The sequence below is a fragment of the Spongiivirga citrea genome (assembly GCF_010671565.1).
Taxonomy (GTDB): Bacteria; Bacteroidota; Bacteroidia; order Flavobacteriales; family Flavobacteriaceae; genus Spongiivirga; species Spongiivirga citrea.
Window position 1 is genome coordinate 22,997 of sequence record NZ_JAABOQ010000002.1, and the last position, 14,225, is coordinate 37,221.

10 protein-coding genes and 1 tRNA gene are annotated in these 14,225 nt (G+C 37.7%); 10 read left to right on the forward strand and 1 reads right to left on the reverse strand.

The features are described 5' to 3' along the window. Positions 1-54 precede the first annotated feature (54 nt). The 10 genes from cobA (at position 55) to GWK10_RS03770 (ending at position 12,920) form a co-directional block, all read left to right on the forward strand. The gene (gene cobA / locus GWK10_RS03725; RefSeq protein ID WP_164029578.1) at positions 55-828 is read left to right on the forward strand and encodes a uroporphyrinogen-III C-methyltransferase; all 774 of its coding nucleotides are present in this window, start codon (positions 55-57) and stop codon (positions 826-828) included. A 260-nt stretch (positions 829-1,088) separates the two neighbouring features. Beyond that, positions 1,089-2,486: a CmpA/NrtA family ABC transporter substrate-binding protein gene (locus GWK10_RS03730; RefSeq protein ID WP_164029579.1), complete on the forward strand. Its 1,398-nt coding sequence runs from the start codon at positions 1,089-1,091 to the stop codon at positions 2,484-2,486. Positions 2,487-2,507: 21 nt separating this feature from the next. Continuing rightward, positions 2,508-3,605, forward strand: a complete 1,098-nt coding sequence (locus GWK10_RS03735; RefSeq protein WP_164029580.1) for an ABC transporter permease — start codon at positions 2,508-2,510, stop codon at positions 3,603-3,605. 20 nt (positions 3,606-3,625) lie between these two features. Further along, the gene (locus GWK10_RS03740; RefSeq protein ID WP_164029581.1) at positions 3,626-4,465 is read left to right on the forward strand and encodes an ABC transporter ATP-binding protein; all 840 of its coding nucleotides are present in this window, start codon (positions 3,626-3,628) and stop codon (positions 4,463-4,465) included. Positions 4,466-4,479: 14 nt separating this feature from the next. After that, positions 4,480-5,304, forward strand: a complete 825-nt coding sequence (locus GWK10_RS03745) for an ABC transporter ATP-binding protein (protein ID WP_164029582.1) — start codon at positions 4,480-4,482, stop codon at positions 5,302-5,304. Positions 5,305-5,335: 31 nt separating this feature from the next. Next, on the forward strand, positions 5,336-6,631 hold the full coding sequence (locus GWK10_RS03750) for an alginate export family protein (protein ID WP_164029583.1): 1,296 nt from the start codon (positions 5,336-5,338) through the stop codon (positions 6,629-6,631). 138 nt (positions 6,632-6,769) lie between these two features. Continuing rightward, on the forward strand, positions 6,770-7,438 hold the full coding sequence (locus GWK10_RS03755; RefSeq protein ID WP_164029584.1) for a response regulator transcription factor: 669 nt from the start codon (positions 6,770-6,772) through the stop codon (positions 7,436-7,438). Between the two features lie 181 nt (positions 7,439-7,619). After that, positions 7,620-11,147 carry a nitrate reductase gene (locus GWK10_RS03760; RefSeq protein ID WP_164029585.1) on the forward strand — a complete coding sequence of 1,176 codons (3,528 nt, stop codon included), beginning with the start codon at positions 7,620-7,622 and terminating at the stop codon, positions 11,145-11,147. An 11-nt stretch (positions 11,148-11,158) separates the two neighbouring features. Then, positions 11,159-12,616, forward strand: coding sequence for a rubredoxin (locus GWK10_RS03765; RefSeq protein WP_164029586.1), 1,458 nt, complete (start codon positions 11,159-11,161; stop codon positions 12,614-12,616). 226 nt (positions 12,617-12,842) lie between these two features. Further along, positions 12,843-12,920: transfer RNA gene (locus tag GWK10_RS03770), tRNA-Pro, on the forward strand. Between the two features lie 376 nt (positions 12,921-13,296). On the opposite strand, the gene GWK10_RS03775 is transcribed toward GWK10_RS03770, so the two are convergent. Beyond that, positions 13,297-14,178: a glycoside hydrolase family 16 protein gene (locus tag GWK10_RS03775; RefSeq protein WP_164029587.1), complete on the reverse strand. Its 882-nt coding sequence runs from the start codon at positions 14,176-14,178 to the stop codon at positions 13,297-13,299. Positions 14,179-14,225 lie beyond the last annotated feature (47 nt).

Here is a 14,225-nt window from a genome sequence, read left to right on the forward strand (position 1 = left end):
TAAATACGTACTATTGTTGTCAATTTGATAATGTAGATTCAAAAATTTGATAAAATGAAGTTTGACATTCAGCCAAAAGTTAGTTTAGTAGGCGCCGGTCCTGGTAGCGAAGATCTTATAACAGTAAGAGGTTTAAGGGTGTTGCAGTCGGCTGATGTAATTTTGTACGATGCATTGGTGAGTAAAGAGCTACTTAATCAAGTTGATGTGTCGATCCCTAAAATATACGTAGGAAAACGTTGTAGTCAACATTCGTTTACTCAAGACGATATTAATATAATGATTGTAGAAAATGCATTTAAACATGGTCATGTTGTTCGCCTAAAAGGTGGTGATCCTTTTGTTTTTGGGAGAGCGTATGAGGAGATTGATTTTGTAGAGTCTTTTGGAATTTCAGTATCAATTGTTCCTGGAATTTCTAGTGCATTAGCAGTTCCGTCTAGCCAAGGTATTCCCATGACTACACGAGGTGTAAGTACTAGTTTTTGGGTAATGACTGCGACCAAGCGAGACGGCTCTTTTTCAGAAGATCTTCAACATGCCTCGCGATCCTCAGCTACTATGGTAATACTTATGGGAATTCGAAGATTAGCTAATATTACTAACGAAATCCTTAAATACAGGGGGTTATCTACACCTATAGCAATCATTCAAAATGGAACATTATCTAATGAGAAGTGTACCGTTTCTACACTAGGAGATATATCCAATTTAATTCATACTATTGACACCTCAAAGCCTGGTATTATTGTTGTTGGTGAGGTTGTAACCAAACATGCGGCATTTTTCGAAGAGGAAGTGCAACGGGTATTGTATCCACATCTGTAATTACTCGTTCAAGCCAATAGTATAGTCTGCTCGCTGCTAAATCTTCATCTTTCACTTAGATTTTATTCTTTTAAAAATTGGAATTTCTCAATTTCAATATTCTTTTTTTCTCAATCCCAAGATTTTTTGTGCATCATAATTGATTACTCGTAAAAATACGTATTAAATGATATTTTTTTCAAATATTATTACGTATTAATACGTAGTAGTACGTATTTTTGACACATCAACAGAATGTTTAACAATTAAATCTATTGAAAATGAAATTAACTTTAATCAAAGCGTCGGTCTTTTTGGTATCTATCTATATATTGATAGGCTGTGGCGGAAAAGAATCAAAAAAGGATACTGTTGCTGTTAATACAGACACAGCGACATCAAAAACAAAGACCTTAGATATAGAGAAGCCACAACTTACTTTTGGTTTCATCAAGTTAACAGATATGGCTCCTTTGGCCATCGCAAAGGAAAAAGGTTTTTTCGAAGATGAAGGTTTATACGTTTCTGTAGAGGCGCAGTCTAATTGGAAAAATGTATTAGACCGTGTTATAGATGGTCAATTAGATGGATCACATATGTTAGCCGGTCAGCCGATAGCTGCAGGTGCTGGTTTTGGTAGACAAGCGCAATTAGTCACTCCGTTTTCAATGGATTTAAACGGAAACGGGATTACCGTTTCTAATGATGTGTGGTCAAAAATGGAGCCTAATGTTCCTAAAGGGGCAGATGGTAAGCCAGTTCATCCTATAAAGGCAGACGCTTTAAAACCCGTAATTACAGATTATAAGAATAGTGGTAAGCCATTTAAAATGGGCATGGTCTTTCCGGTATCTACTCATAACTACGAAATACGTTATTGGTTAGCTGCAGCAGGAATTCACCCGGGAATGTATACTGCCGACAATGTACAAGGACAAATTGATGCTGAAGTATTATTGTCAGTTACACCTCCGCCACAAATGCCAGCTACGCTAGAGTCAGGAACAATCTACGGTTATTGTGTAGGAGAACCTTGGAATCAGCAAGCCGTATTTAAAGGTATTGGTGTTCCGGTAACTACAAACTACGATATATGGAAAAACAATCCTGAAAAGGTATTTGTAATGACAAAGAAGTTTGTTGATGAAAATCCAAATACTGCTATTGCCGTAACCAAGGCATTGATTAGAGCTGGGAAGTGGTTAGATGAGCCAGCGAATAGAGCAGAGGCAGTTAAAATATTATCGATGTCACAATATGTAGGAGCACCAGAAGAGGTGCTTGCTAACTCTATGACCGGAACCTTTGAATTTGAGAAAGGTGATAAGCGTGCAATGCCCGATTTTAACGTGTTTTACAAATACAATGCAACTTACCCATTTTATTCTGATGGGATCTGGTTCTTGACTCAAATGCGTCGATGGGGACAAATTCCAGAAACGAAAAGTGCGCAGTGGTATGGCGAAACTATTAAAGATATTTATCGACCTGATATCTGGAAAAAAGCTGCCGACTTACTAGTGGCTGAAGGGCAAATTCCTGCAAGCGACATTCCTCAAACGGATGGCTACAAGCCGCCAACCAGCGAATTCATCGATGGAAATTCATTTGATGCAAAAGATCCTATAGGATACATCAATAGTTTTTCTATTGGGAATAAGGATAAGGCAGTGCAGTAAATTGATTTAATACCAAAAATTATGGGACAAGAAATTATATTAAAGCAAGGACAAAATTCATCGTTTTTGAAGCCTTTGTTATTGAAATTGACTTCAAGATTTCAGAAGAAAAGCGTGTTGTCCAGTCTTAAAAAAACTGGAATAACGGTACTTTCAATACTATTATTCTTGGGATTATGGCATTTAGGTTCTAAAGCGCTTTATAATAAAGAGGCGTCCTTTAAAATAGAGAAGGCCTTGACTGAACGTGGTCAAGCGGCAGCAGATGCTGAGCGTGATTGCATTGCATCGGGTGAGAGTAGCTGTCAGCCAAATACCTTGCCCTCGCCAGCACAAGTGTGGTCTTCATTACAGTCGCTAATTGCCGATCATAAAGTAATTACTGCCGACAAAGCCGCTTTTTCGGCAAAAATGGCTGATGTAAACGCCAAGTTAATCGCAAAAGGTAAAGATGCAATTGTATATACCGGTAGAGCATCTTTTATAGATATTGTATTGACTAGTATTAAAACGGTATTCGCTGGTTTCCTGTTGGCACTCTTAATTGCAGTACCTATCGGAATCATAATAGGACTTAGTCCGTCATTACGCAGTGCGTTCAATTGGTTTATTCAAGTTTTTAAGCCAGTTTCTCCTGTGGTTTGGTACTTATTGGTTTTTATGATTGTAAAAACGCTATACATTGGTGATAGTACTGATAACGCTTTTGTTATCTCATTTATTAGCGTTGGTCTTTGCGCCATGTGGGCGACCTTGGTCAATACTGCAATGGGCGTATCTTCAGTTGATAAGGATTATATCAATGTAGCTAAAGTTCTAAAACTAGGCACTTTTCAAAAAGTGTTTAAAGTGATTCTACCATCATCTTTGCCATTAATATTTACCGGATTGCGAATTACATTGTCTGTAGCATGGATGGTATTAATAGCAATCGAACTTTTAGCCCAAAGTCAAGGTCTAGGATTATTTGTTTGGGAAGAATTCCAAAATGGAGCAAACGATTCTAATGCGAAAATAATTGTGGCCATGTTTGTAATTGGCATTATCGGTTTCTTATTAGATAGGCTTATGCTTACTGTGCAGAATGGAGTTTCTTTTAATAAAAACGAAGCAGTTTAATCATTTTTAAACGAAATAAGATGGCTTATCTGGAATTAAAAAATGTCTACAAAACCTACGGTGAAGGCGCAAACCAAACCGAAGTGTTATCTAATATTAATTTGTCTATAGAAGAAGGGGAGTTTGTAGCGATCGTTGGATTTACGGGAAGCGGCAAAACAACCTTAGTCAATCTAATAAACGGACTTTTAAGGCCGACTAGTGGTGAAGTTTTGTTTAAAGGAAAGCGAGTAGTGGATACGAGTCACGAAAGAGGGGTCATTTTTCAGAATTACTCCTTGCTACCATGGCTTACCGTTGGTCAAAATGTATTTATGGCGGTCAGAGAAGCGTATCCTAAAAAGGACAAATCATTCTTGAAAAAACGGGTGAGTGAATATGTTGACATGGTAGGGCTTACGCCTGCAATCAACAAAAGACCGAAAGAACTTTCTGGCGGAATGAGACAGCGAGTTGCGGTTGCAAGAGCACTTGCTATGAATCCCGAAATGATAATTATGGATGAGCCCTTAGGTGCTTTAGATGCCTTAACACGTGGTAATCTTCAAGATGAGATACTTAATATTTGGAGTCAAGACAAACGTACAGCATTATTAATTACTAATGATGTCGATGAAGGTATTTATATGGCAGATCGTATTATTCCATTAAAACCGGGGCCTAAGGCAACTTTGGGACCAGAGTTTAAAATTGAGATCGATAGGCCTAGAGATAAAACGGCACTTAACGACAATCTTAATTTTAAAAAGACTCGAAATGCCATAATTGAGTATTTGATGGATATCGGAGAGTCTAGAAAATCATCGTCGAGTGAGGAGTTTAAGCTTCCTGAAGTAAGTCCAAAAAGCTTTGTCGCCTAATTAAAATAATAGCTATGAGCATGGAGACATTAAATCAAACGACAGTAGCAGAAAACGGTATTGTATTTCCTTCAAAGGTAATGCTCGATTTGGCTAAACTGAAAAAGGTGTATCCCACGCCTAAAGGGGATTATGTGGTACTCGAAGACCTAGATCTTCAAATTATGAAAGAAGAATTTGTCACCATCATTGGGCATTCTGGTTGCGGTAAAACAACGATGCTTTCTATGATTGCCGGTCTAAATCCTATTTCTGGAGGCAATATTTCTGTTTTAGGAAATCCTGTAAAAGGACCTGGGCCTGATCGCGGTGTGATTTTTCAATCACCAAGTTTAATGCCATGGATGACCGCTTTAGAAAATGTGATGCTTGGAGTTAATCAGGTTTTTCCGCATGTTTCAAAAAAAGAGCGAAAAGATATTGCCAAATACTACTTAGATAAAGTCGGTTTAGCTGGGGCGTTCAATAAAAAGGCTGCCGAACTATCACAAGGTATGCAACAACGCGTTGGTATTGCCAGAGCATTTGCCATAAAACCTCAGGTCTTGTTACTAGATGAGCCATTTGGGATGTTAGATTCGCTTACTCGAGGTGAATTGCAGGATATTCTAATTGAGATATGGAATAAGGAAAAAATTACTGCAGTCATGATTACCCATGATGTTGACGAGGCCATCTTTTTGGCTGATCGTGTAGTCATGATGACTAGCGGACCACGAGCTAAAATCGGAGATATTTTAGATATAGAATTCCAACGTCCACGAACAAGAAAATCAGTTTTAGAACACGACGATTATTACGAATACCGAAAACACTTGATCGATTTTCTAGAACACTAAAAACAAACTAATTTATTAAAACAACTTGAATATGAAAAAGTTAAGCAGCTTAATAATCCTATTATGCCTATCGGTTAATTATATTAATGCTCAATTTACCTTAGATGGCGAGTTTAAACCACGAACAGAATACCGTCACGGTTTTGGAAGTATCATTCCTGATGCTGCTGATGCCGGTTATGCGATTTCAACACGTTTACGTCTTAATGCTGGCTATCAATTTGATTCTTATAAGTTTTATGTAAGTCTACAAGATGTAATAGTTTGGGGGGAAAACAGACAGCTTAGACCGGAAGACAGTAATAACTCTTTTGCGATTTTCCAAGCCTGGGCTGATATCAAATTGGGTGAAGGTTTTTCTACCAAACTAGGTCGACAATTATTGGTATATGATGATCAGCGTATTTTTGGTGCGGTTGATTGGACGCAACAGGCAAGAAATCATGATGCTGCCTTAATAAAATACAAGAAAGGTAAATTCATGATGGATCTTGGTCTGGCATTTAATCAGGATTTTAATAATCCGGCGGGTTTCCAGTCAGTAGGGAATACATTTAATACGCTAGGGTTTTTCACTTATAAAACCATGCAGTATGCCTACCTGAAACAACAATGGAATAGTTTTTCTGCTAGCGCTTTAATTTTAAATAACGGTTTTCAAAATTTTACAGGACCGGCAGATGCTCGAGTAGCGGATGGTGTTAGTAGTTTACAAACCTTTGGAACTCATTTAAACTATAAAAATGGGAATTTTGGAGCGGCATTTAATGGTTATTTACAAACTGGAGAAAGACAAAATAGTCTTGAAGTGGATGGTGCGTATTTACTTGGATTAGATCTTACCTATAAAGCCTCTTCGAAGGTTACCCTTGGTTTAGGAGCTGAAATTATTAGCGGAAATGATGCAAGTACTGCGGATGCAACCGAGGCATTTTTCCCATTGTTCGGTACCAATCATAAATTCAACGGTTTTATGGATTATTTCTACGTAGGGAATCATGCAAACTCTGTCGGATTGACGGATATTCATGCAAGTGCAAAATTCGCATTAGGTGAAAAATCAAGTTTACTTGTCAAAGTATTGAATTTTAGTGGTGAACAAGATTTGCCAAGCGGTGAAACTTCACTTGGTACCGAGGTTGATTTGGTATTTGCGAAGAAGTTTAAAGGATTTGGCTTAGCAATTGGCTATTCACAAATGTTTGCTAGTGACGGCATGTACGAATTAAAAGGAGTTTCAGAAGATCTTGCTGCAGACAATCAGAACTGGGGATGGGTGCAATTAACGATCAAGCCTAAGTTTTTGAATACTAAGAAAGTGGATTAAGAAAAACTACAAGATGCTTCAATTGACTGCTATGACCACTTTTTTGGTTGTGGCAGTTTTGCTTTAAATCACATGTGTTAATTACATTTTGATAAGCTTCGCAGGCTGATTATATTTGTACGTATAACTACTTATATTTTGAATAGAACCACCATTGTTTTAGTAGACGATCATTCGCTTGTACGTGACGGAATAAGAGCTTTGTTGGAAAGTGAAGACGATCTTGAAGTTATTGGAGAAGGAATTGACGGTGTCGAAGCTATAAATTTGGTTGCTGAGAAAAAGCCAGATGTATTGATTATTGATATCCGAATGCCAAATATGACCGGTATTCAGGCGGTTGAACAGCTAAATAAGTCCAATAGCGGTGTAAAGTCTATTATTCTTTCAATGCATGACTCTGAAGAGTATATTTTGCAATCAGTTGCTGCTGGGGCAAAAGGCTATTTGCTAAAAGATACCGGTAAGGCGGAGTTTATTAAAGCGATACATGTCGTACAGGAAGGAGGTACTTATTACAGCGGTGATATCTCGAAAGTATTGGTAAATAATTTGCTTAATCCTCAGAAACAAGCGACCGCTACCTCGAAAAAATCTGTAAAGACAGACAATCCATTCGATCTGACTAATAAAGAAATTCAGGTATTAGAATTAGTGTTATCAGGATTGACCAACAAACAGATTTCCGAAAAACTACAGAATAGTAAACGTACCGTTGAAACCCATCGCTTTAACTTAATGCGAAAAATGGAAGTCAAGAATTTGATGGATCTTTCGAAAAAGGCCCAAGAGTTTAACTTGGCTTAAGTCTTCATTACCGCTATATCGATTTGGTTTACAAGCTTTTTGTAAAATGATAATAAAGCCCTAGCATTATTATCAATGCTGCAAAAATAACGACAACTATTACCATATTGTCACTACGTAATAGTACGTAATTTTCTAATTTGCTAATGGAATTTGATAGTGATTTTCAAAGGCAAATTCAATGCAGAAAAAGAAGAAAGAAAAAACCATTTGTTCCTATTGTGGCGTTGGTTGTGGTATATTGGTTGATGTTGATGCTAAAGGGACAATTTCAGTAGAGGGCGATCCGGATTATCCTGTAAATAAAGGAATGTTATGCTCCAAAGGCAAAAATTTGAACTACGTTGCGCAAGACACAACTGACAGAATTTTGTATCCCGAAATGCGATGGAGCAGAAATCACCCACTACAAAAAGTATCATGGGATACTGCTTTCGAGCGAGCAGCTGCTGTCTTCAAGAGTATTATCGCCAAACACGGTCCTGATAGTGTAGGTTTTTATGTGTCTGGTCAATGTCTTACTGAGGAATATTATTTAACCAATAAACTAACCAAAGGTTTTATAGGAACGAATAACATAGACACCAACTCTCGTTTGTGCATGAGTTCTGCCGTTGTAGGATATAAGAAAACGGTTGGTGAAGATTCCGTTCCCATTTCCTATGCTGATATTGAGCTCGCTGATTGTTTTTTAATAGCAGGAGCAAACCCAGCTTGGTGTCATCCTATTCTTTATAGACGTCTAGAAGCGCATAAAGATCAAAACCCCAATGTAAAAGTTATCGTTGTAGATCCTAGAAAAACGCAGACCGCCGCAGCAGCCGATCTGCATTTACAAATTCTACCTGGAACCGATGTAATTCTATTCAATGCCATTGCTCGTTTGCTCATTGAAAAACGAAAAATAGACAAAGCTTTTATCAAGAAACACACAGTTAACTACGAAGCGGTTAAGGAGATGGCATTTTCCTTGACCATTCGACAAGCTGCCGATAAATGTGGAATTGAGTTTTCAGACTTAAAAAAGGCGGCTCAATACATCGGCAATGCCAATAAGTTTATAAGTATGTGGACAATGGGCCTTAACCAAAGTGTGATTGGGGTCTCTAAAAACGTTTCGCTTTTAAACCTATCCTTACTCACTGGACAAATAGGAAAGCCAGGATGCGGCCCCTTTTCACTTACCGGTCAGCCCAATGCAATGGGCGGTCGTGAAGTAGGAGGAATGGCTAGTCTATTGGCCGCACATAAGGACTTAGGAAATCCTGAACATCGAGCTCAAGTGGCAGATTTCTGGGGTGTTGATCATATTAAAAAGGAGCCTGGCTATACCGCTACTGAAATGTTTGATGCCTTAGAAAGTGGGAAGTTAAAGGCCATTTGGATAATCTGTACGAATCCAGTAGTAAGCATGCCAAATGCCCGCAAGGTGGAAAAAGCACTGAAAAATGCTGCTTTTGTAATTGTACAAGATATATCACATAATTCGGAGACTACTAAGTTCGCTGATTTACTCTTGCCCGCAGCTGGATGGTTAGAAAAAGAAGGAACAATGACCAATTCTGAGCGCCGCATCAGCTATCTACCTAAAGTGATCGATCCACCCGGTGCAGCCTTAGCTGATTCAGAAATCCTATGGCGTTTTGCTCAGGCAATGGGTTACGAAGGATTTGATTATAAAAATACGAGCGAGGTTTATGATGAACATTGCTTGCTGACTAAGAGTACGAATATTGATATTTCGGGATTGTCGTATGATAGACTTAAAAACGAAGGTAGTTTTCAATGGCCGGTACCACATTCAACACATAAAGGGACACCGCGCTTGTTTGAAGATTTTAGTTTTTATACGAATGATAGAAAAGCCCATTTTAACCTGCCGCAAAGTTTATACAACACATCAGAAGAGACCAATGCGGAATACCCTCTTATATTAAATACAGGTCGCGTTCGAGATCAATGGCATACACGAACAAAAACTGGAAAAGTGAAACGCTTATTAACTCATATCCCGCAGCCGTATTTAGAAATGAATGCGGTGGATGCTCATCTGCTAAAACTTAAGGAAGGCGATATAGCTGTAATTAAAAGTCGAAGGGGGCAAGTACAGGTTAAGATCAAGGTGAATTTTGATATTCGTGACGGCGTAGTGTTTCTTCCTATGCATTGGGGAAAAGTGTTCAATAACGATTTTGGTAGAGCCAATAACATTACTAATGATGCAGTAGATCCTATTTCAAAAGAACCCGATTTTAAGTATTGTGCTGTACAAGTCGAAAAGTTTCAAAAACCAAAACAAAAAATTATAGTCATTGGCGCTGGTGCAGCTTCGTATCGTTTTATTCAATCGTATAGAGAGAAAAACATTAATGATGAATTGCATATCTTTTCAAAAGAGAAAGATCCTTTTTACAATCGTGTGCTTTTACCAGAGTATGTAAGCGATGAACTTTCGTGGGAATCCTTAGAAAAATTAAAGAAGGGAGAGGTCGATAAACTAGGGGTATATTTGCATGCTGGTTTAGGGATTACGAATATCGATTCAGAAAAAAAGTTAGTTACTGATAGTGATGGGAAGCAGCATAGTTACGATTTATTGATCATGGCTACAGGAAGTCGCGCGTTTGTTCCCAGCGATGTGCAAATGCAACAGCCCGGTCGGTTTACGATGCGAGAACGAGGAGATGCAGACCAACTTCGGCATTACTTAAAACAAACGGATCTTCCTGCGGAAAAACAGCATGTTGTAATTGTTGGAGGTGGATTGCTAGGTTTAGAACTGGCCGCTGCTTTAAAAAAGATCAATATTAACATCAGTATTGTACAGCGTGCGCCTAGATTAATGGAGCGCCAGTTAGATCGTGTCGCAAGTAATTTACTAGCTGAAGATGTGGCTGAACGGGGAATCAACGTTTATTTTGATAATGAAGTAAGTACTGTCTTTGAAGAAAAAGAAACCAAACACTCCTTATTGGTCAATTTAAAAACAGGCCGTACTATTCAGTGTAACGCCATTGTATATGCCATTGGTACACGGCCGAATATTGAGCTTGCAAAACAGTCCAATATAAAAACACGTCGTGGGGTATTGGTAAATTCCTATTTACAGTCTAGTGATCCTTCAATTTTTGCTTTGGGTGAAATAGCGGAATTTAATAATGCTCTTTTTGGTATTACCTCCGCAGCGGAACAACAGGCTGATATTGCGGCCAATTACATTCTAGGTGACTATGGAAGCATTTACAATGGCTCCGTTTTAATGAACATTCTCAAGTTTGAAAATCTAGACCTATGTAGTATTGGTATGGTGAATACGCCAAAAGATGACAACAGCTATGAAGAAATTATCTTGATGGATGTCAGCAAACGCTTTTATAAAAAATGTATTGTACAAGATGATACGCTGAAAGGAGTTATACTTATGGGTGATAAAAATGAGTTTGCTGAATTTAAAAGACTCATTGAAGAAGAAATAGAACTTTCAGAAAAAAGGGACGAATTACTGAGAGGAGTTTCCAATAGTGAACCTTTAAAAGGGAAGTTGGTTTGCTCTTGCGGTCAAGTAGGAGAAGGAAACATCTTAGATGCAGTTACTGGTGGCTGTTCAGATTTTACTTCATTGTGTTCACAAACAGGAGCCGGTTTAGGATGTGGTAGCTGTAAACCTGAAGTTAAGGAACTGCTCGATAAACAATTAACTACTGCTTAAACTAGTGGAGAATGAACGATAACTTACATAGAATTTTACTTAAAGGAGGTGTCACTTCTCCTGGAGAGTTAAAAGATATCATCAGCATGCTCGAAGCAGCGGGTCAAAAACAAGTGTATTTTGGTTCTCGACAAGATTTACTTTTTCCTTTGAAAGAGGATGAAGAAGAGCAATTAGAAGGCATTTCAACCTTTAATACAGACATCATTTCGGATCGGCAATATCAAAATATAGTTAGCTCCTATGTGTCAGCCGATGTATTTGATATGACTTATTGGTTGAAAGGCTCAACGTATTTATACATTATTGAAGGCTTTGACTTTATTCCTAAATTAAAAATAAACATCACCGATCCTAAACAGCGTTTGGTTCCCTTGTTTAGTGGTGAGTTAAATTTTGTAGCCTCAGAAAATGAGGATTATTGGTACTTAAATATTAAACTTCCCCAATGGAACACGGCTGCTTACTATCCCGTACTTATTTATAGTTGGGATATTCCATTAGTATCAAAAACTATTGAAGATGTGTATGAAGATATTACTGATGTAGAGGAGCTTTTCTTTATTGTGAATAAGCGCATTGATACGAATAACAAAACCATTGAAAAAGAACTCGTCGTACCGTATCTCACATTTCCGTATTATGAAGGAATGAATCGAATGGGAATAGATCAATATTGGTTGGGCCTGTATTGGCGTAATAATCGATATGATCTTTTATTTTTAAAAGAATTTTGCAGTTTTTGTCTGGACAATGGTATCGGAAAGATATGTATCACACCTTGGAAATCGTTTATTGTAAAAGGAATAAAGCAAAGCTGTCGTCCAGAATTAGAACGTTTTTTGGGGCAATGGGGAATTAATGTACGTCATTCTCAATTAGAGATGAACTGGCATTTACCAGTTGATGATCTAGATGCTTTAGCACTTAAAAAGTTTCTTGTTAGAAGTTTCGATCAAAATGACATTAGTACGTATGGGCTGACGTTTGGGATTAGTAATAATCCGAAAAAGCAAACCCATTTCGCTTCGATTATTATTGAAAAAAACAGCCAACCAACTATCGTAAAAGAATTCGAGGTAAGGCCTACTTATAATGTGTTACACTGTGAAAATTTTGATCCAAATACACAAACGTATATTACCTATGCACAGGATATCGATAAAATTGAACTACCCGGATTATTGATGGAGTTAAGTAAGGCGTATTTCAAACAATTAAAAAATGATCCAACACCGAAACTCACGCAAACCAAAGTGGAACAGCAGCTAGAAAGCCGCGGAATTTATCAATGCACTCAGTGCTTTACTATCTATGATAAACTAGCAGGTGATTCAAAAGCAAACATTGAAGCTGGAACACTCTTTAAAAATCTTCCTAACACCTATTCATGTCCGGTTTGCGATGCTTCAAAATCCCATTTTGAGAAAGTACAATTACAAGTTGACTCATTTGAGATTAAAGGTTAAGTATCGTTTAATGTTTCAATTGGTTATTAAAATATTGAAGGTCACCATATAAATATTAAGCTATAATATCCATTTAGCTGCAACAACTAAGTTTTTGTAAATAATCGAAGTCAAATCCTTTTGGTATTTATACTGATTATCTATTTTTGCGAACCTTACAGGAAATGGCTATTTCATAAATTAATAGACTGTTTCATTGGCCAGGGAACCATCTGGCCGCTCAATCCGGGTAGTAGCTTAGTCCGGTTAAAGTGCACGGCTGGGGGCCGTGAGATCGGAGGTTCGAATCCTCTCTACCCGACCAAGGAAATCCAATCATGAAAATGGTTGGATTTTTCTTTTCAAAAGTGCTGAGCTTGCTTTTGCACTTTTGAAAAGAAAAAGACAATCAGGCGATAGCCCGAATTGGGTTTCCTTGAGCAACATACCCTAAAAAGGATGAACGAGGTTAATCCTCTCTACCCGACCAAGAAAATCCAATCATGAAAATGGTTGGATTTTTTGTTTTAATAAATGGTGATTCAGACAGATTATAGTTCAATTTATATGAAAAACACAAAATAGTGCAGATAAGAAGGCAAAAGAATCAGCAGGAACTGATAGCTTCACCTTTTCAGTATCCAAATTGGAGCTATACATTACTTAAAAAATCCCCAGCCCCTCTAATGGCTCATATTTTATTATCGTTTATAGACTTTAACCCAGTCTACTTGCATTTGCGAATTTTCAACGAATTGTGACGAATCGACACCATTAAAGAAAGCTCCGCCCACAGCTACATTTAGTACGATCTGATGCTTTTTGCCAAATAAGGAGTTGACAAAGTTTTTGTCATTGGCATCATAAGTGTGCAATAGTTGATTGTCGAAGAAAATTTGAAGCTTATTTTCGGTCCATATTACCTGATATTCATGAAAATCATCAGTCAAATCTTGGTTGATGTTGTGTACTTTTTCAGTATCCTCATTTTTTGTGAGTGGAGTGCCCACCTCAGTTCCATAAAATATGTTGGATTGAAACTCTAACGGAGTATTGCCTCTCGCTTCTAAAATATCAATTTCTCCATTAGTTGGCCAATCATCGCCATAAGACCAGAATGCTGGCCACATTCCGTTTCCTTTAGGTAATTTAATTCTTGCAGAAATTCTTATTTCCGTATTTCCTGCTACTTCTGTAGGCCCGAATAAGGTTTTACTCTCCACCCTCCCTGAAACATATTCAAAGTCCTTTGTGGTGTTGTCAAACGGATTCGTATTTCCTTGCACCGTTTCGCGCTTTGCATTAAATGAAATAATGCCATTTTCTAAATTTAGCTGTTCCTTTTTGTATAGTTGAATTTCATTATTAAAAGCTCCGCCTTCCCAAATGTTCCACTGGGCTAAACTTGGGTCATCAAAGTTTTCCTCGAAAATAAGTTCCCAGTCTCCACTGGGTGTTGGATCTGGATTTTCAATTGGCTCTTCTTCAGCATCGGGCCCTTCAACAGTAACCACATTTACGTCTGATTTGGAGCAAGAAACTGAAATGAGCATAATAAGACTGTAGATTAAAGATATTTTCATGTACTTGGGTTTTTTATTTTTTAAATGGTATTTCATAACAATTTTTA

Bases quoted from the DNA above. Each gene is read 5' to 3' on its own strand.
- cobA (WP_164029578.1), top strand. From the start codon at position 55: ATGAAGTTTGACATTCAGCCAAAAGTTAGTTTAGTAGGCGCCGGTCCT.
- GWK10_RS03730 (WP_164029579.1), top strand. From the start codon at position 1,089: ATGAAATTAACTTTAATCAAAGCGTCGGTCTTTTTGGTATCTATCTAT.
- GWK10_RS03735 (WP_164029580.1), top strand. From the start codon at position 2,508: ATGGGACAAGAAATTATATTAAAGCAAGGACAAAATTCATCGTTTTTG.
- GWK10_RS03740 (WP_164029581.1), top strand. From the start codon at position 3,626: ATGGCTTATCTGGAATTAAAAAATGTCTACAAAACCTACGGTGAAGGC.
- GWK10_RS03745 (WP_164029582.1), top strand. From the start codon at position 4,480: ATGAGCATGGAGACATTAAATCAAACGACAGTAGCAGAAAACGGTATT.
- GWK10_RS03750 (WP_164029583.1), top strand. From the start codon at position 5,336: ATGAAAAAGTTAAGCAGCTTAATAATCCTATTATGCCTATCGGTTAAT.
- GWK10_RS03760 (WP_164029585.1), top strand. From the start codon at position 7,620: ATGCAGAAAAAGAAGAAAGAAAAAACCATTTGTTCCTATTGTGGCGTT.
- GWK10_RS03765 (WP_164029586.1), top strand. From the start codon at position 11,159: ATGAACGATAACTTACATAGAATTTTACTTAAAGGAGGTGTCACTTCT.
- GWK10_RS03775 (WP_164029587.1), bottom strand. From the start codon at position 14,178: ATGAAAATATCTTTAATCTACAGTCTTATTATGCTCATTTCAGTTTCT.